At 62.6% G+C, this 16,739-nt stretch carries 17 protein-coding genes and 1 tRNA gene; 4 read left to right on the top strand and 14 right to left on the bottom strand.

Going from position 1 to position 16,739, the window contains the following annotated elements:
- Positions 1-104: 104 nt before the first annotated feature.
- Positions 105-1,091, top strand: a complete 987-nt coding sequence (locus tag NKH67_RS10685; RefSeq protein WP_352501617.1) for an alpha/beta fold hydrolase — start codon at positions 105-107, stop codon at positions 1,089-1,091.
- Positions 1,092-1,179: 88 nt separating this feature from the next.
- Here the strand turns inward: NKH67_RS10685 and NKH67_RS10680 are convergent, their stop codons facing one another.
- The 8 genes from NKH67_RS10680 to NKH67_RS10645 all read right to left on the bottom strand — a co-directional run bounded on the left by NKH67_RS10680 (position 1,180) and on the right by NKH67_RS10645 (position 7,879).
- Positions 1,180-2,073: a carbohydrate ABC transporter permease gene (locus NKH67_RS10680; RefSeq protein WP_023674766.1), complete on the bottom strand. Its 894-nt coding sequence runs from the start codon at positions 2,071-2,073 to the stop codon at positions 1,180-1,182.
- A 1-nt stretch (position 2,074) separates the two neighbouring features.
- Entirely contained in the window at positions 2,075-2,926 is an 852-nt protein-coding gene (locus NKH67_RS10675) for a carbohydrate ABC transporter permease (RefSeq protein ID WP_502893743.1), read from the bottom strand.
- 187 nt (positions 2,927-3,113) lie between these two features.
- Positions 3,114-4,439, bottom strand: a complete 1,326-nt coding sequence (locus NKH67_RS10670) for an ABC transporter substrate-binding protein (RefSeq protein ID WP_352501618.1) — start codon at positions 4,437-4,439, stop codon at positions 3,114-3,116.
- A gap of 33 nt (positions 4,440-4,472) precedes the next feature.
- Positions 4,473-5,558, bottom strand: a complete 1,086-nt coding sequence (locus NKH67_RS10665; protein ID WP_352501619.1) for an ABC transporter ATP-binding protein — start codon at positions 5,556-5,558, stop codon at positions 4,473-4,475.
- Between the two features lie 166 nt (positions 5,559-5,724).
- Complete coding sequence (locus NKH67_RS10660) at positions 5,725-5,964, bottom strand: DUF2188 domain-containing protein (RefSeq protein ID WP_023674770.1); 240 nt, start codon at positions 5,962-5,964, stop codon at positions 5,725-5,727.
- 28 nt (positions 5,965-5,992) lie between these two features.
- Positions 5,993-6,286, bottom strand: a complete 294-nt coding sequence (locus NKH67_RS10655) for a DUF982 domain-containing protein (RefSeq protein ID WP_352453484.1) — start codon at positions 6,284-6,286, stop codon at positions 5,993-5,995.
- 62 nt (positions 6,287-6,348) lie between these two features.
- On the bottom strand, positions 6,349-6,666 hold the full coding sequence (locus NKH67_RS10650; RefSeq protein ID WP_352501620.1) for an SH3 domain-containing protein: 318 nt from the start codon (positions 6,664-6,666) through the stop codon (positions 6,349-6,351).
- A gap of 109 nt (positions 6,667-6,775) precedes the next feature.
- A complete protein-coding gene (locus NKH67_RS10645; RefSeq protein WP_352501621.1) occupies positions 6,776-7,879 on the bottom strand; it encodes an NADH:flavin oxidoreductase/NADH oxidase in 1,104 nt (367 codons plus the stop codon).
- A gap of 206 nt (positions 7,880-8,085) precedes the next feature.
- Here NKH67_RS10645 and NKH67_RS10640 point away from each other — a divergent pair, with 206 nt between their 5' ends.
- Entirely contained in the window at positions 8,086-8,664 is a 579-nt protein-coding gene (locus tag NKH67_RS10640) for an NUDIX domain-containing protein (RefSeq protein WP_352501622.1), read from the top strand.
- Positions 8,665-8,791: 127 nt separating this feature from the next.
- Here NKH67_RS10640 and NKH67_RS10635 read toward each other — a convergent pair whose 3' ends face one another.
- The 4 genes from NKH67_RS10635 to NKH67_RS10620 all read right to left on the bottom strand — a co-directional run bounded on the left by NKH67_RS10635 (position 8,792) and on the right by NKH67_RS10620 (position 10,806).
- Entirely contained in the window at positions 8,792-9,079 is a 288-nt protein-coding gene (locus NKH67_RS10635; RefSeq protein ID WP_352453480.1) for a ribbon-helix-helix domain-containing protein, read from the bottom strand.
- 325 nt (positions 9,080-9,404) lie between these two features.
- Positions 9,405-9,493 (bottom strand) — tRNA-Leu (locus tag NKH67_RS10630).
- A gap of 75 nt (positions 9,494-9,568) precedes the next feature.
- Positions 9,569-9,883 (bottom strand): tyrosine-type recombinase/integrase, encoded by a 315-nt coding sequence (locus tag NKH67_RS10625; protein WP_352453479.1) that lies wholly within the window; start codon positions 9,881-9,883, stop codon positions 9,569-9,571.
- A 743-nt stretch (positions 9,884-10,626) separates the two neighbouring features.
- On the bottom strand, positions 10,627-10,806 hold the full coding sequence (locus NKH67_RS10620; RefSeq protein ID WP_353030743.1) for a hypothetical protein: 180 nt from the start codon (positions 10,804-10,806) through the stop codon (positions 10,627-10,629).
- 481 nt (positions 10,807-11,287) lie between these two features.
- Between NKH67_RS10620 and NKH67_RS10615 the strand changes: the two genes are divergently transcribed.
- Positions 11,288-11,740 (top strand): cupin domain-containing protein, encoded by a 453-nt coding sequence (locus NKH67_RS10615; RefSeq protein ID WP_352453477.1) that lies wholly within the window; start codon positions 11,288-11,290, stop codon positions 11,738-11,740.
- 561 nt (positions 11,741-12,301) lie between these two features.
- Positions 12,302-14,113, top strand: coding sequence for an adenine deaminase (gene ade, locus NKH67_RS10610; RefSeq protein WP_352501623.1), 1,812 nt, complete (start codon positions 12,302-12,304; stop codon positions 14,111-14,113).
- Positions 14,114-14,369: 256 nt separating this feature from the next.
- Here ade and NKH67_RS10605 read toward each other — a convergent pair whose 3' ends face one another.
- Both NKH67_RS10605 and NKH67_RS10600 read right to left on the bottom strand, forming a co-directional pair.
- Positions 14,370-15,533: an alpha/beta hydrolase gene (locus NKH67_RS10605; protein ID WP_352501624.1), complete on the bottom strand. Its 1,164-nt coding sequence runs from the start codon at positions 15,531-15,533 to the stop codon at positions 14,370-14,372.
- A gap of 132 nt (positions 15,534-15,665) precedes the next feature.
- Complete coding sequence (locus NKH67_RS10600) at positions 15,666-16,739, bottom strand: alpha/beta hydrolase (protein ID WP_352451120.1); 1,074 nt, start codon at positions 16,737-16,739, stop codon at positions 15,666-15,668.

Below are 16,739 nucleotides of genomic sequence, written 5' to 3'. Positions count from 1 at the left end.
CGGCCGGCGGCAATGCCGCCAAACGACGGATCCACCTGTGCCACCTCCCTTGCAGTGGAGCCGTCGGCGGGTGATGCTGCGCCGGTTTGGGCGCTGAGGGAAAGATGCCGGTATCAATTCTGCTATGGCTACCCGGCGCGCTGTTTCTGCTGGCGCTCGTCGTGGCAGCCTATCCGCTGCTGGCGACGCTGCGGATCGCGGCGAAGGCCGAAAGGCTGGTGCCGGCCAGTGGCAAATTCATCGAGATCGACGGCAACCGCATCCATTATGTCGAGACGGGCGAGGGGCGGCCGATCGTCTTCCTGCACGGCCTCGGCGCGCAGCTTCATCAATTCGGCCACACGCTGTTCGGACGGTTCGGCCCGGACTATCGGCTGATCGCGCTCGACCGTCCGGGCTCCGGCTATTCGGTGCGGGCCAGGGCCGCCAGCGGACGGCTGTCCGAGCAGGCCGAGGTCGTGCGGCATTTTATCGACGCGCTTGGGCTGGAAAAGCCGCTGGTCGTCGGTCATTCGCTGGGTGGCGCCATCGCGCTGACGCTGGCGGTCGAGCATCCAGAGGCGATTTCCGGCATCGCCTTGCTGGCACCGCTGACCCATCTGGAGTCGGACGCGCGCGAGAAGTTCGGCCCGCTGTACATTAAGTCGCCGCTGCGGCGCCGGATCATGGCTTGTACGGTGGCGATCCCGGCGGCTCTCAAATATGCCGAAGCGACGCTTGCCTTCATTTTCGCGCCGCAGACGGCGCCGGCCGACTATATGGTCGAGGGCGGCGGCTGGTGCGGGCTCAGGCCAAGCCATTTCTACGCGACATCGACCGATGTCGTGGCGATCGCGCACGACCTTGGCCGCATCGAGCAACGCTATGGCGAGATCACCTTGCCGGCCGGCATTCTGTTTGGTGCTTCCGATCGCGTGCTGGGCATCGATATCCACGGCTGGCCGCTGATGGAAAAGATCAGCGGGCTCGATTTCGAACCTGTCGAGGGGCTTGGCCACATGCCGCAATTCGTCGAGCCGGAACGGGTCGTCGCTTTCATCGAACGCATTGCCGACCGCGCATTTGCGCCGAAGTCCGACACCAGCAGCTGACACCCTCCCGGAACGCGGTCTCGGCCGGCAGGGTGCCCGCCCCGGGCATCCCGGCCGCCGGGAATACCTCCGAACTTAATCACGTCGGCTATTCCTTCACGGCTCCGGTCATCGAGGAAACATAGTGCTCGACAAAGAACGAATAGAGCACCACCACCGGCAGCGAGCCGATCAGCGCTCCCGCCATCAGCGCCCCCCATTCATAGACGTCCGAGCGCACCAGCTCGGTGAGCACGCCGACCGGCACAGTCTTGTTTTCGGACGACTGGATGAAGGTCAAGGCGTAGATGAACTCGTTCCATGACAGCGTGAATGCGAAGATGCCGGCGGAAATCAGCCCCGGTACCGACAGCGGCAGCACGATCTTGGTGAGGATCTGCCAGCGGCTCGCCCCGTCGATCAGCGCGCATTCTTCCAGCTCGAACGGGATCGAGCGGAAATAGCCCATCAGCAGCCATGTGCAGAACGGGATCAGGAAGGTCGGATAGGTGAGGATGAGCGCGAACGGCGTGTCGTAAAGACCAAGGTTGAACACCATCACAGACAGCGGAATGAACAGGATCGAGGGCGGCACGAGATAGGCGAGGAACACCGCGAGGCCGACCTGCCGCGCCCCGGAGAACCTCAAGCGTTCGATCGCATAGGCAGCGAACACGGCAGCCAGCAGCGACAGGAACGTGGCGGCGGTCGAGATGATGATCGTGTTGAGCAGCCAGCCCGGATAAGACGTCTCGAAGAGCAGGTAGCGGATATGCTCGAGCGTCGGATGCACCACCCAGAACGGATTGAAATTGGCGTAGTCGGTCATCTCGAGGTTGGGCTTAACCGCCGTGATCGTCATCCAGTAGAACGGAAACAACAGCACGATGACGAAGATCAGCAGCGGCAGGTAGACCGTCACCACGCGGCGCGGCAAACTCTGCAGGTAGCCCATGCCGCCTTCGTCGAGTTCCGGGCGTTTGCTCGTTTCGATCGCGGTCATGTCAATCTCCGCCGCCCTGCTGCCATTTGCGGCGCTGCAGGCCAAAATAGCTGAACAGGATCGCCGCCAGCAGGAACGGGATCATGGCGACCGCGATCGCGGCGCCTTCGCCAAGCTGGCCTCCGGAAATGCCGCGCTGGAACGACAGCGTCGCCATCAGGTGCGTGGCATTCACCGGCCCGCCGCGTGTCAGCACATAGATCAGCTGGAAGTCGGTGAAGGTGAACAGCACCGAAAACGTCATGGTGATGGCGATGATCGGCGTCAGCAGCGGCAGCGTCACATAGCGGAACAATTGCCAGCGGCTGGCGCCGTCGAGCGTGGCGGCCTCGTAGAGCGACTGCGGGATCGTCTGCAGGCCGGCAAGCAGCGTGATCGCCACGAAAGGAATGCCGCGCCAGACGTTGGCGGCGATAACCGAAGCCCGCGCATTCTCCGGATCGCCGAGGAAGTTGATGCGATGGTCGATCAGGCCCATTTCCATAAGCGCCCAGGACAGGATCGAGAATTGCGAATCGTAGATCCACCAGAAGGCGATCGCCGACAGCACCGTCGGCACCACCCAGGGCAGCAGGACGATCGCGCGGAAGAACGACTTGAACGGCAGGTTCTGGTTGAGGATAAGCGCCAGCCACAGGCCGAGCACAAACTTCAGGACCGAGGCGCTGATCGTGTAGAGCAAGGTGTTGAAGACCGAGAGCCAGAAGACGGCGTCATCCCACAGATATTCGTAGTTCTCGATACCGATGAAGATGCCGGGGCGGCCGATGCGGGCATCGGTGAAGCCGAGCCAGACGCCGAGCCCGAGCGGATAGGTCAGGAAGACCAGCAGCAGCGCCGCCGCCGGCAGCATGAAGCCGAAGCCAAGCGCGTTATGACTTTCGGACACGAACGTCAGAATGCGCGACAGCGCCGACCGGCGCGGCTGAGCGGCAGCGGAGGTCACGGCCATGGGTCGGCTCCTCTAAGGTCTCATTGAACGGCCGGGCGGCCATGCGCGATTCGAAGCCGGGCAGCATGGCTGCCCGGCTGAACCCGGCTCAAACGCGATAGTAGCGGTTTGCGCGCTTCTCGGCTTCTTCCATCGCTTCTTGCGGCGTCGCCTGGCCTGTCACCGCCTTGGCGAACATGTCGACCAGCACATAATCGGCCATGGTCGCTGCCGAGGCATAGCCAAGCGGGCCGGCATAGCCGTTGGGCCGCAGCGTCGCCGAGGCCTTGGCGTAGGCGGCATTGTTCGGATCGGCCGTCCACACCGGGTTGTTGTCGAAGGCTTTGAGCGTCTGGCAGCAATAGCCTGCCGACGACGTGATCCACTGCGACATTTGCGGATCCTCGAACATGAACTGCAGGTAGGCCTTGGCGGCGTTGGGGTAGGGCGTGTAGTCGAAGATCACGGCCGTGGTCACCTGGAACAGCTCGACGGATTTTCCGACCGGGCCGATCGGCAGGTTGGTGGTGCGGATGTCCTTGGCCATCTCGGCCAGTTTCGGATCCTTGTCCTTGTTGATCTTGGCGGTGTTGTAGGCCGAAATGCCGTTGGCGATGACGCTCAATTCGCCGGCCAGGAAGGCGCGGTTGTTGTTGACGTCGAGCCAGCTTTCGGTGCCGGGAATGAAGGTCTTGTAGAGCTGCTGCGCGTATTCGATCGCCTTCAGCGTCTCGGGGCTGTTGATCGTCACCTTGCTGCTCTCGTCGACCATCTGGCCGCCATGGCTCCACAGCAGCCAGTGGGCGTAGTTGTTGCCATCGCCGACGCCGTGGCCATGCGTGAAGCCGGCCGGGTGCCCCTTCGCCTGCAATGCCTTGCAAAGCTCGAGCAGGCCTGCCGTGTCCTTCGGAAATTCGGAGAAGCCAGCCTCTTTCACCCAGCTTTCACGATAGACGATGGCATTGCCGATGGTCGCCAGCGGCAGGCCGAGGAACTTGCCTTGCCGTGTCGCATATTGGTGCGGTCCATCGTGCCAGCCGCCATATTTCGAGCCGAGATATTCGCCCAGCTCCGTCACGTCGTGCAGCTTGTCGGGATATTGGTGCGGGTCGTCGAACCAGACGAACATCAGGTCCGGGCCGGAGCCGACATTGGCGGCGACCGCCGCCTTGGGGCGGATGTCCTCCCAGCTTTCCTTGTCGACGCGGACCTCGACGCCGGTCGCTTCGGTAAAGCGCTTGGTGTTGGCCAGCCATTGATCCTCGTCGCCCTGCACGAAAGGCGACCAGCGCAGCAGCCTGAGCTTGGCGCCGTCCTCGGGCTTGTATTTCAACCCCTCCTGGGCAAAGGCGGGAGAGCCGATGAGCCGGCTTCCCAAGGCTCCCGCCGCAACGCCGGCGGTGGTGCGGATCACGTCACGTCTGGTGAATTTCATGCTCGCTTCCTCCTGCTTATTGTCCTTGCCGTCCTACTGCCCGATGTTCGTTTCGAACCGCTGTCCGGTTTTGCCGTGAAAGAGATGGATGAGGCCAGGCTCGGCCGTAAGCCGGATGGTTTCGCCTGGCGTGAAGGAATGACGTTCGCGGAAGTTTGCGACGATCTCCTCGCCACCGGCGGTGCGGCCGATGAGCTGCACTTCGGACCCTGTCGGCTCGACCACCACGGCGGTGACCGGGATGCCCTGATGGTCGGACAGCCGTAAATGCTCGGGCCGTATCCCCAGCACGACCGGCTCACCATTGCCGATGGAAAGTGCCGAGGCCAACGGGACCGAAATCCCTCCGGCGCCGCGAAACGACGGCGAGCCGTCGGTTACGATCTCGCCCCTGAGCATGTTCATGGCGGGCGAGCCGATGAAGCTGGCGACAAAAAGATTGTTCGGCCGGTCGTAGAGTTCGAGCGGCGGCCCGATCTGCTCGACGATGCCGTCATGCATGACGACGATCTTGTCGGCCATGGTCATCGCCTCGATCTGGTCGTGGGTGACGTAGACCGTCGTCGTCTTCAGGCGCTGGTGCAGTTCCTTGATCTCGGCGCGCATCTGCACCCGGAGCTTGGCATCGAGATTGGACAGCGGCTCGTCGAACAGGAAAACCTGCGGATCGCGCACGATCGCCCGGCCCATGGCAACGCGCTGGCGCTGGCCGCCGGAAAGCTGGCGCGGATAACGGTCGAGCAGCGGCACCAGTCCAAGGATTTCGGCCGCGCGCCGCACGCCGGCATCGCTCTCCGTCTTGGGAACGCCCTTGAGCATCAGCGAGAACGCCATGTTCTCGGCGACCGTCATATGCGGATAGAGCGCATAGTTCTGGAAGACCATGGCGACGTCGCGCTCCTTTGGCGCAACGTTATTGACGACACGTTTGCCGATCGCGATCTGGCCGCGCGAGATCTTTTCCAGGCCGGCGATCATCCTGAGCAGGGTCGACTTTCCGCAACCCGAAGGACCGACCAGCGTGACGAACTCGCCGTCGTTTATATCGACGCTGACCCCGCGCAGGACCTCGACGGTCCCAAATGATTTGTAGACATCGCCGATTGCGACAGACGCCATCGATCTCCTCCCGATTGATTCCTGCAACGACTTCGAAGGAAACCGCTTTCCTGCCTGGCCCGCGACGGCGCCCAGGCTCCTCCCCGGTCACGCGCGATGTGAGACGGTAGCGCTACCAAACCGACCTGTAAAGCACGCCGGCATCACCTGGATATCGGCGCACACTCTAATCCGAAACCTCGGTCTGCGGCCGGTCGCGGCCGTCGGCGAGCTCGTCGTGCCATTTGCCGTCGGCGTCCTCGTACTGGATGCCGTCGGTGTTGCCGGCGACCTGCTGTTCGGCCGAAGCGATCTCCGCGGCGCGCAACGCGTCCTGATGGGTGGGGAACGTTTCGGAGAATGTCGAGCCGACCTTGTAGGCCCAGCCTCCGTCATGCTCGACGATCTTGTAGGTCAGTTTCGCCATGAAACCCTCCGGTTGAAAGCCCGTTGCCTCAATGCAGCCTGTCGTCGGCCAGTCTGTCGTCTGGCAGCCTGTCATCTGCGACCAGCACGTCCGATTCCCTGGCGGCTTCGATCAGTGCCCGGCGCGCATCCGCCGTCGAACGATAACCTTCCAGCACTTTTAGGCAAGTGTCGAGGGCATCACGATGACGCGGCCCGCGATTGAGTGGCCAGACCGTCATCAGGCACTCCGCCGCCTCCTGGGCGCTGCGGATCTGCCGATATTTGCCGACATGGCCGAGTTCGACCACGACCGGTTTTTCAAATGGCTTGCTGTCCATCATCGCCGCCAACGCGGAGCGGCCGATTTGGTTGCAACTGCTATTTTAGCTCAGGCGAAAATAGCTCAACAGCCGCAGTCGTTGCGCAGCCAGCGTGCGTTCGCCCAGCCGGTGCGGCCGCCGAAATCGACCTTGTACCAGCTTCCGCGGCGGTCGAAGATCTCGGTTTGGTCGCCGTTGAACAATTGCCCGATCATGCGCGACGACGAGTTCGGTCGGGCTCGAACGGCGAGAAAGCCGCTTCCCGTCGCCAGATTGTAGTGCCTGGAAAGGCCGTGCACTGTGCCTTCGCAATATTGCGCCCCGGCCGGCGTCGGTGCGGCGAACGACAGCCCGGCCAACACCGCGGCAGCGGCCGCAATGGAAATCCCCCTGAACGACATGTCTCTGCTCCCCCAACCCGCCGCGCCCAGCCGCGGCCCCCGGCCACTCTACACCGGCAGAGGATCAATGCGAAGCTGTGCTGGCCCGTCCAGCGAGACGAACCCGCCGTCAGTTCGCCGCCTTCATCCAGTGCTGCATCGTCGTCACCGAGCGGGCAAGCTGCGGCGCCGGGTGGATTTTTTCACCGAAGGTGGCCGCGGCGCGCCAGCCCCAGCGCGGATCGGCAAGAAAGGCGCGCGCCAGCGCCACCATGTCGGCGCGGCCGTCGGCGACGATCGCCTCGGCCTGTTTCGGATCGTCGATCAGGCCGACGGCCCGCGTCGGGATGCCGACGGCCTTGCGCACCGCTTCGGCCAGATGCACCTGGTAGCCGGGCCCGGAGGGCAGCTTCTGCAACGGTGAATTGCCGCCGCTCGAGCAGCAGAGATAGGCGACGCCGGCTTCCTTCAGCGCCTTTGCCACTTCGATCGCATCCTCGACCTCGAAGCCGCCATCGACCCATTCCTTGATCGACAGACGCGCCCCGAGCATCAGTCTCGGCACCGCCTTCTTCACCGCCTTGGCGATCTCGACGGCGAAACGCATGCGATTTTCCAGCGAGCCGCCCCAGCGGTCGGTGCGCCGGTTGGACAGCGGCGACAGGAACTGGAAGATCAGATAGCCATGCGCGGCATGCAGCTCGATGAAGTCGAAGCCGGCGCGCTCGGCCCGCCGTGCCGCTTCTGCGAAGCGTTCGATGATTTGCAGGATCTCGTCGTCCTCCAGCGCCCGCGGCACCTGCCAGCCGGTGTCGTAGGCGATCGCCGAGGCCGACACGATCGGCCACGGATCCTGATCGGCATGCAGCGGGCCGCCGCCCTCCCAGGGTTTCCGGTTGGAGGCCTTGCGCCCGGCATGGGCAAGCTGCGTACCGAATTTCGTGCCCGGTGCGGCGACACGCTTGGCTGCATCCAGCGTGCGTCGCGCGGCCGCCTCGTTGTCCTCGGAATAAAGGCCGAGACAGCCATGCGAGATGCGGCCGCGCCGTTCGACATCGGTCATCTCGACGGTGACCATGCCGGCGCCGGACATCGCCAGGTTCATCCAGTGATAGAGATGCCAATCGCTGGCCGAGCCGTCCTCGGCCGAATACTGGCACATCGGCGCGACCGCGATGCGGTTGGGGAAGGTCAGGCCGTCGAGGGTGATCGGCTGGAAAAGCGATGAGGTCATAAAAAACTCCGGAGAGGGTTGCCGCTATTTAGGCAGCCGATTGTGCCAGCGCCAGACACGAGACGGTGAACCGGCGCACCAGGCATGTTTGAAATTCAGGTCAGGCCGGCATCACCTGAATATCAACATGCCTGGACCAATTGCTGACCCGATTGCACGAACCGCCGTTCGCGGCTACGCCTTGCCGCGGCAGCAGGGAGTCCACCATGGAAGATCGCATTCGCATCCGCTCCGAGGAAGTCCTTTCCGACGAATGGGCGGTTCTGAAAAAGACCGTCTTCGACTACCGCCGGCGCGACGGCAAATGGGAAACGCACACCCGCCAGACCTACGATCGCGGCGACGGCGCGGTGATCCTGCCTTTCGATCCGGAGCGTTCGACGGTGCTTCTGGTGCGGCAGTTCCGCTACCCGGCCTACGTAACCGGCCACAAGGAGCCGCTGATCGAGGCCTGTGCCGGTCTGCTCGACGAAGACGATTCCGAAACCTGCATCCGCAAGGAGGCCGAGGAGGAGCTCGGCTATCGGCTGAACGACGTGCAGCGGCTGTTTTCACCCTATATGAGCCCCGGCAGCGTCACTGAGCGGCTCTGGTTTTTCGTCGCCCGCTACTCGCCCGCCGACCGCATTTCCGACGGCGGCGGCGCGCATGACGAAGGCGAGGACATCGAGGTTTTGGAAATGCCGCTCGACGAGGCGCTGGCCGGCATCCACGATGGTCGGATCATCGACGCCAAAACGATTATCCTGATCCAGCATTTGAAGCTGAACCCGATCGGAGGGTGAGCCATGCAATAGGCCACGATCCCGCCAACGAACGATTCCGCACGGGCTGTGGAGGAATATTCCTCTATGTAGCGATACAGCGCATCCAACCGGTGCTCCGCTTGCGCGGAAAATACAACCCTGCGCGTCATTCCTTATTGGCATCGTCGCGCCGCGCGGCGGCGCGGTCGCGGATACGCAGCATGACCTGCTCGGCAGGGATGGCGCCGGACGGATTCGCCTTGTACTCGTCGTAGCTCTGGGCGACTTCCTCGCGCAGCCAGCGTTCAACGGCGGCGTCGCGGTCGAGCAGCGCGCGCACGCCCTCGCGCAGCACTTCGCTGACGGAGGCGTACGCGCCGGATTCGACCTTGCGCGCTACGGCCTCGGCCATGTCGCGCGGGAGGGTGATACTTATCGGCTGGGTGGTTCGCATGGGCGGACTCCTTTTCCACCATATAGCAGCCGATGTGACAAAATCATATCGAAATTGCTGGCGATGATGCGTGTGACCGATACCGCCGCCCTTGCCTGAGTGCGCTTTGGAAGCTGGCAAACGAACACGCGGACGCCGGAATACGCATATCGCAGATCCCGCATCGGCTCGCCGGCTCCTGGTCGAGAAATGGCATATGGCAGCCTGTATGCGGCGAGTTCACGCTCTTGCTTAGGCCGCAATGGCGCCGATGTTGCTGGTGCGGACGACGGGAATCGAACCCGTACGATCAGAGATCGAGGGATATTAAGTCCCTTGCGAGGCTTGGTGTGGGCGACGGGATTTGAACCCGTAAGTGCTTGAAACACCGGCAGATTTTAAGTCTGCTGCGTATACCAGTTCCGCCACGCCCACTTCCCACATTGTGGGGAAATCCCACCGGTCTCCCACATGGCTTTCCCACACGGTCGGCTTAGGATTTGCCGTTCACTACCACGAGCCTCGGAGCCGCGCCACCTTCGAGGCGGTCAGGTTGTCGAGCAAGTGATTGGGTGCGAGGTGGGCGTAGTTCAGGGTGGTCTGGATCGACTTTTGACCCATCCAGATTTGGACGCGCCGGATGTCGATGCCACGGATGATCTGCCACGAGCAGCACGTATGCCGCGTTGTGTAGACCACGGTGTCGGACAGTCCTGGGATGTGTTCGCGGATGCTGCGCCACACCTCTATGACCTCCCACTTGCCGATGTCGCAGAGGTCGCTGTGCTGCATCAGACGGTGGATGCCCTTGCGGTTCTGAGTCATCAGGCGACTGCCGGGAGATCGTGGTCGTGATGCGTAATGGGGTTGGCTGGACTAGCTTTGAAGGCGATGTCCTAAACACCGTCCTCTCCTACTCCAATGCGGGCGCCTAGTTTCCGCAAGTTGAGATCAGCAAGGGCCTCGCAGCGCCCTTGAACGTGGTGTCCATGATGTTTTTCTGTGTTTTTGTGGAGGGCAGGCTTTTCTTGGCCACGACTTATGAATAGTAGAAGGTAACGAGCGCTATAGTTCGGCGATCTCTAATATTAGGAGTATATGATTTGTGGTGGTCAAGGTTCAAAAGAGGTTTTGCAGGAACATGGGAGGATAGACTGGACGGGATATTCTCATTGGAGATCGACTATGCTGGGAAATCCATTCTCGATGTTGGCTGCAATATGGGTGTTGTCGCCTATGAGATATCCAAGCTGAAACCCAGCTCGATCCACGGGATCGACGTTGCCAAGCCGCATATCGAGACTGCAAAGATGTTGTTGAGTGGCTCCCCGGTGCATGCCCGGTTCGATCGAATCTTGGCAGCCGGCGCCTCGGCAATATCCTCTTACCGAAATACGATATCGTCCTGCTGCTGGCCGTCTATCAGCACATGCAGCGCAACATCGGCCCGGGCAAGGCGCGAAGGGTGCTTTCCAATATTGTGAGGCGCACCTCGAACGTTGTTGCCCGCGTTCCGCCTGGAACGGATGGCGAATTCATCGAAACGCTTTCTGACGAGGGGTTCAAGGTTAAGAGCACTCACACATCACCTCTTGGCAGTCATGTGCTGGTGCTTGAGAAACCGCCTCACGCACCTCTAGGGATTGTGCTGATTTAATTCGATTTCCTCTTCTGGAACCACCCTTGGCGTAGTTGTCTAACTCGTCGTCGGTGCCGGCCTGCAGATTGATATGGATTGGTTTGGTCATGAACGTCTGTTCTCGTTTTCCCACACGATTTCCCACAACGGCGGGTTTCCCACAAAATCCGCTGCACGAGTGGAGAGTTTAAAATGAAATGCAAACCCCGGCGCAAACCGGGGAATTACAAGCGTTGAGGGGTTAGTTGCGAGGGTGCAACGGACTAGAACGGGATTTTAAGTCCCTTGCGTCTACCAATTCCGCCACGTCCGCAGGCCAGTCCTGTTCAGATGCCGGGCAGGGGCCGTCAAGCCGTCTTCTGCCGTCGACAAATCTGGCACTGGAAGCTAGCGAGGCCGATCACCTACAGTGATACAAACAAAATCGTTTCACCTGGAATGTTTTTAGCGGCAGCTTCCGCGGCTACCGCGAATGCGCGTCCCCCGTTCGCAGGATGCGTTCGGGCGCTCTGCCCTGATAGACTCCAATTGGCAAGTGGATCGGCGCGCCGATACTCGACGCCGTCCTCTACAGACATTGGGAGATTGTCATGCTCAAGCTTGCCTCTGCCCTGGCACTGCTGGTTGTTGGGACGGCGTCTCTGTTTGCCGATGAGATGCCGATGAACGCCAAAGACATCAAATGGGGTCCTGCTCCAGCTGTCATTCCCGCTGGCGCGGAAATGGCTGTTGTCGCTGGAGACCCCTCAAAGGAGGGCGCCTATGTGCTGCGGTTGAAGACACCCGCCGGCTACAAAATTGCCGCACATAATCATCCCACCACGGAATACGTAACGGTGCTTTCCGGCAACTTCCATATTGGAATGGGCGATAAGCTCGACGAGGCGAAAGGTGTCGAACTGACTGCTGGCGGCTTCGGCGTCGCGCCGGCCGGAATGAATCACTTCGCCTGGACGACAAGCGATACGATCATCCAGGTTCATGGCGAGGGGCCATTCAAGATCACCTACGTCAACCCGGCAGACGATCCAAGCAAGAAGTGACAGTTCGGGATCGAATTGAGTGAACCGGCCGAAGGCTCGAACGATGGAGTGCGTCAAACTCCGCGACCGTCGATTCAGAAGGATCCTCTAACGAGACGAAAGCTGATTGGCCGCAACGGAATCGTATTCCGCCTGGGCCATTTGCCATGAATGGCGCAATAACAAAAACCCGCCTCGGGAGGCGGGTCGTTGGAGCCAATTGGCACCATACCCAAATTAGTAGCATAGCTGCCGGCACAAAGCAAGAACAAAGTTGCTGCGGCCGGCACAAAATGCCCTTGGCGATTGGCGAAGGCCATGGCGCATCGATCTCCCTCCTTGAGGGGAGATGGCCGGTAGGGGGTCGTCGCGCGTCGAGCGCCAGCCTGTTTTGGTCGCGGTAAAGGCCAGCCTGTTTTGTTCGCGGTAAAGGTTTGCGTCAGGACGTCCCGACCCCCTCTGTCGCCATCGGCGACATCTCCCCCTCGAGGGGGGAGATCTGCAACTTCGCCGTCCGCGCTTACTTCCCCGCTGGTCAAAATCCTCGCGGCTTGGCACAGTCGGGCAAAGAGGAGCCTGTTGATGCCGAAGACCGCCAATGCGACGAAACCAAAACCCTGGGCCGAGATGGCGACGCATCTGGTCGATGTCGCCATGGGCCGCAAGCCCGCCGATCTCGTCATCCGCAACGGGCGCTGGGTCAACGTCCATTCGGGCGAGATCATCGCCGGCACCGACATCGCCATTGCCGGCGGCCGCTTTGCCTATTGCGGGCCGAACGCCGGCCATGCCATCGGCCAGGGCACCAAGGTGGTCGATGCCGGCGGCCGCTATCTGGTGCCGGGGCTTTGCGACGCGCATATGCATGTCGAGAGCGGCATGGTGACGGTGACGGAATTCTGCCGCGCGGTGATCCCGCACGGCACCACCTCGATGTTCATCGATCCGCATGAGATCGCCAACGTGCTCGGCCTGCCGGGCGTGCGGCTGATGCATGACGAGGCCGTCGCCATGCCGGTCAACGTACTCGTGCAGATGCCGTCCTGCGTGCCTTCGGCACCGGGGCTGGAGCATGCCGGCGCCGAACTGACCGTCGCCGACGTTGCCGAAGCGATGAGCTGGGAAAACATCATCGGGCTCGGCGAGGTGATGAATTTTCCCGGCGTCGCCGCCAACGATCCGGTGATGTCGGGTGAGATCGCGGCGACGGTGAGGGCCGGCAAGACCGTCGGCGGGCATTATGCCTCGCGCGATCTCGGCCTGCCGTTCCATGGCTATGTCGCCGGCGGCCCTGAGGATGACCACGAAGGCACGCGCGCCGAGGACGCCATCGCCCGCGTCCGCCAGGGCATGAAGGCAATGCTGCGGCTGGGCTCGGCCTGGTACGACGTGGCCTCGCAGATCAAGGCGGTGACGGAGAGCGGGCTCGACCCGCGCAACTTCATCCTGTGCACCGACGACAGCCACTCCGGCACGCTGGTGCACGAAGGCCATATGGACCGGGTCGTGCGCCACGCCATCAGCCAGGGCTTGAAGCCGGTGACGGCGATCCAGATGGCGACGCTCAACACCGCCCAGCATTTCCGGCTGGAGCGCGAGATCGGCGCGATCGCGCCGGGACGGCTCGCCGATCTGCTGATCGTCTCCGACCTCGCCGAAATGACCATCGACGAGGTCTATGGCCGCGGCGTCAGGCTGGCCAAGGGCGGCAAGCTCGAAATCGACATTCCGGCCTACGACTATCCGAAGACGGCGAAGAACACCGTCAAGCTCGGCAGGAAGCTCAAGCCCGGCGACTTCGACATCGCCGCACCCATGGGCGCCAACGAGGTGCGGGTGCGCGTCATCGGCGTGATCGAGAATCAGGCGCCGACGCGGGCGCTGGAGGCCGATCTTGCCGTCGAGGACGGGCTGGTCGCCATGGACCGCCGCAACGATGTCTGCCAGATCGCGCTGGTCGAGCGCCACAAGGGCACCGGTGGCGTCACCAACGCCTTCGTCTCCGGCTTCGGCTACATCGGCGATTGCGCCATGGCGTCGAGCGTGGCCCACGATGCCCACCACATCATCGTCGTCGGCACCAACAAGCAGGATATGGCTCTGGCCGTGAACCGGCTGGGCGAGGTCGGCGGCGGCGTCGTGCTGTTTTCCAACGGCAAGGAGCTGGCGCTGGTCGAAATGCGGATCGCCGGGCTGATGTCGGACGAGCGCGCCGAAATCGTCGCCGCCAAGGCCGACAAACTCAGCGACGCCATGCGGCAGATGGGCTGCTCGCTCAACAACGCCTACATGCAGCACTCGCTGCTGGCGCTGGTCGTCATCCCCGAGCTCAGGATTTCCGATGTCGGCCTGATCGACGTGACGACTTTTCAGAAGGTTGATTTGTTCGTTTGAAGAATCACTGAACCCTGGAGGGACAGCGCCCCCCTCTGTCCTGCCGGACATCTCCCCCTCAAGGGGGGAGATTGGCAGTTTCGTCGACAGCGCGTTGTTCGTCAGAGTTGGAGATTGGCGAAAGCCGAAAGTGGCGGCCAATCTCCCCACTAGAGGGGGAGATGTCCGGCAGGACAGAGGGGGGCGCGAAGGATCGCTGCAGAGCGTTTTTGTTGACAGCTACCAATCACCGGCGCGATTGGCAGCAGAGGTCGGCTCACCCGCCGGTGGCGATGGTCAGCACCTTGAACGGCGTGGTGATGACGATTTCGGCGACCGAACCGACGGCCTTGCCGAGGCCCTGGCCGAGATTGTCGAGCTGGGCCGGCGCGGTCTCTTCGGAGGCGAGGCCCGCCGGGGCGCGCAGGCGGTCGCCGAGCAGCTGCACCAGGAACGGGTTGTCGGCGAATTTGGCGTGGTTCAGCCGGTCGCCGCCCTTGGTCTTGGTCAGGTCGACCACCGAGACGCCATAGCTGGCGAGGTCGGCCGCGTCGCCATAGTCGCCGACGCGTGGCTTGTCGCCGGAGATCAGGGTCGACAGCCTGAGCGCCCGGTCGTCGCCCGAAAGCAGCACGGCGAACGGCTTGTCGGGCTTGCCGTAGCGGATCATCTGCTTCTTGAACACGTCGACGTCGATATCGGGTGAGGCCAGGATGACGTAGCCGAGCTTGCCGCCGAGGTCGCGGTCGCCGGTGATGGCAAGCTGGCGCAACGCTTCCATGGTCACCCAGGTCCCCATCGAATGGGCAATGATGTCGATGCTCTTGGCGCGGCTCTTGGCGAGCATGCGCAGCGTCGCTTCGAGATCGTCGCGCGCCGCATTGGCGCTTTCCTTGTCGTAGATGTAGCCGGTCGTCTTGCCGCTCGACGCCCACGAAAACAGCACCGGCGTGCCTGGGTATTTCGTGTCGTGCGCGATCTGCGTCAGCCGATAGATACCGTCATCGAAGCCGTTGTTGAAGCCGTGCACGAAAACCAGCGCGCGGTCGCCGCGCATGGCGATGTCGGCGCCGACCGCCTTGGCGAATTGCGGGGCGCCTTCGTAGAAGGTGACGCCGGTCGCCGTGAAATCCTTCGCCGGATTGCTGTTGGCCGAGCCCTTGACCCGCTCGATGGCGCCGAGCTGGTGGATTTTGGGCACCGTCACCTCGACGCTGGCAAAGCTGGTGGTCGGCGAACGGTCGCCGTCGAACACCTGCCGGGGCTCTTTCATTGCCTTTTGCCGGGTTGTGGCGACGAAGATCTTGTGCGTCGCCGCAATGTCCGAAGCAGGCACGATGATCGTAGTCTTGTTGAGCAGATCGTGCGTGTTCTGGCCGGCGCAGCCGGTAACCGCGAGCGTGAACGCAACGACGAGAAAGATCTTCGAAGGCACGATCACGCGGGCTCCCGCAAAGGCGACGTCGAGCCGGAGACGTCTTGGCCTATTCGATAGAGGCAGAGGCCGGCACGGTCCAGTTCAAACTGTTCCGATGGTGCGGCAATGGTCAACGGTCGCTGCCGCGCAATGCAGCTATTGTCCTACCGAGGCGATGCGGTCTGTCACTTCGCGGTCGCTGGCAAACCCGTCATCCTCGCGCAGCTTCTGGCCGATCAACTGCACCAATTCCGGATTATCGGCGAATTTGGTGTGGTTGAAGCGGTCGGTTCCCTTGACGCTGGAGAGATCGACGACCGACACGCCATAGCTGGCGAGGTCGGCGGCGTTCTTGTAGTCGCCGACGCGCGGCCGCGCACCGGCGATCAGGCCGGAGAGCCGCAGCGCCCGGTCGTCGTCGGAGAGCAGCAGGATGAACGGCTTGTCCGGCTTGCCGTAGCGGCGCATCTGGCTCTTGAACACGTCGACGTCGATGTCGGGCGAGGCCAGCACGACGTCGCCGAGCTTGCCGCCCAGATCACGGTCGCCGGTGATGGCGAGCTGGCGCAACGCCTCCATGGTAACCCAGGTCCCCAGCGAATGGGCGACGATGTCGATGCGCCGCGCGCCGGTCTGCGCCAGCATTCTCAGCGTCACTTCCAGCTGGTCGCGGGCAACGCTGGCGCTTTCCTTGTCGTAGACGTAGTCGGTGGTCTTGGCGCCCGACGCCCAGGAAAACAGCACCGGCGTGCCCGGATAGCCGGAATCATGGGTGATCTGGGTGACGCGGTAGACTGCGTCGTCGAAGCCGGTGTTGTAGCCGTGGACGAAGACCATGACACGGCCGCCGCGCGCCGCGATGTCGGCGCTGAGGGCGCTGGAGAATTTCGGCTGGGTGTCGTAGCCGACGACCTCGGAAGCCATGAAGTATTTGGCCGGATCGTCCGACTTGCCGCGTGAGCGCCGCTCGATCTGGCCTGTCTTGTGGATGCCGGGGACGGTGACGTTGACGCGGGCATAGTTCAGCGTCGCCGAACGCTCGCCGTCGAAGACCTTGTTGGGATCGTCGGAGCGCTTGCGCGTCGTGGCGATGAAGATCGAGTGATTGCCGGCGATTTCCGTCACCGGCACCGCCATCATGGCGCTGCCGAGCAGTTCCTCGGTTTGGCGGCCGCCGCAGCCGGCGAGCAGCGCGGCAAGGACAATGATGCAAATCGTCTTCAAGGGCAC

Origin of the sequence: Mesorhizobium sp. M0968 (assembly GCF_040319065.1) — a bacterium.
GTDB lineage: Bacteria > Pseudomonadota > Alphaproteobacteria > Rhizobiales > Rhizobiaceae > Mesorhizobium.
The sequence above is the reverse complement of the archived record's forward strand: the minus strand, read 5'-3'. Positions and strand labels throughout refer to the sequence as shown.

Bases quoted from the DNA above. Each gene is read 5' to 3' on its own strand.
- NKH67_RS10635 (WP_352453480.1), bottom strand. From the start codon at position 9,079: ATGCGAACCACCCAGCCGATAAGTATCACCCTCCCGCGCGACATGGCC.
- NKH67_RS10685 (WP_352501617.1), top strand. From the start codon at position 105: ATGCCGGTATCAATTCTGCTATGGCTACCCGGCGCGCTGTTTCTGCTG.
- NKH67_RS10645 (WP_352501621.1), bottom strand. From the start codon at position 7,879: ATGACCTCATCGCTTTTCCAGCCGATCACCCTCGACGGCCTGACCTTC.
- NKH67_RS10640 (WP_352501622.1), top strand. From the start codon at position 8,086: ATGGAAGATCGCATTCGCATCCGCTCCGAGGAAGTCCTTTCCGACGAA.
- NKH67_RS10660 (WP_023674770.1), bottom strand. From the start codon at position 5,964: ATGGCGAAACTGACCTACAAGATCGTCGAGCATGACGGAGGCTGGGCC.
- NKH67_RS10665 (WP_352501619.1), bottom strand. From the start codon at position 5,558: ATGGCGTCTGTCGCAATCGGCGATGTCTACAAATCATTTGGGACCGTC.
- NKH67_RS10655 (WP_352453484.1), bottom strand. From the start codon at position 6,286: ATGATGGACAGCAAGCCATTTGAAAAACCGGTCGTGGTCGAACTCGGC.
- NKH67_RS10675 (WP_502893743.1), bottom strand. From the start codon at position 2,926: ATGCTGCCGGCGGCGGCGCTGCTGCTGGTCTTCCTGACCTATCCGCTC.
- NKH67_RS10615 (WP_352453477.1), top strand. From the start codon at position 11,288: ATGCTCAAGCTTGCCTCTGCCCTGGCACTGCTGGTTGTTGGGACGGCG.
- NKH67_RS10680 (WP_023674766.1), bottom strand. From the start codon at position 2,073: ATGACCGCGATCGAAACGAGCAAACGCCCGGAACTCGACGAAGGCGGC.
- ade (WP_352501623.1), top strand. From the start codon at position 12,302: ATGCCGAAGACCGCCAATGCGACGAAACCAAAACCCTGGGCCGAGATG.
- NKH67_RS10650 (WP_352501620.1), bottom strand. From the start codon at position 6,666: ATGTCGTTCAGGGGGATTTCCATTGCGGCCGCTGCCGCGGTGTTGGCC.
- NKH67_RS10620 (WP_353030743.1), bottom strand. From the start codon at position 10,806: ATGACCAAACCAATCCATATCAATCTGCAGGCCGGCACCGACGACGAG.
- NKH67_RS10670 (WP_352501618.1), bottom strand. From the start codon at position 4,439: ATGAAATTCACCAGACGTGACGTGATCCGCACCACCGCCGGCGTTGCG.
- NKH67_RS10625 (WP_352453479.1), bottom strand. From the start codon at position 9,883: ATGACTCAGAACCGCAAGGGCATCCACCGTCTGATGCAGCACAGCGAC.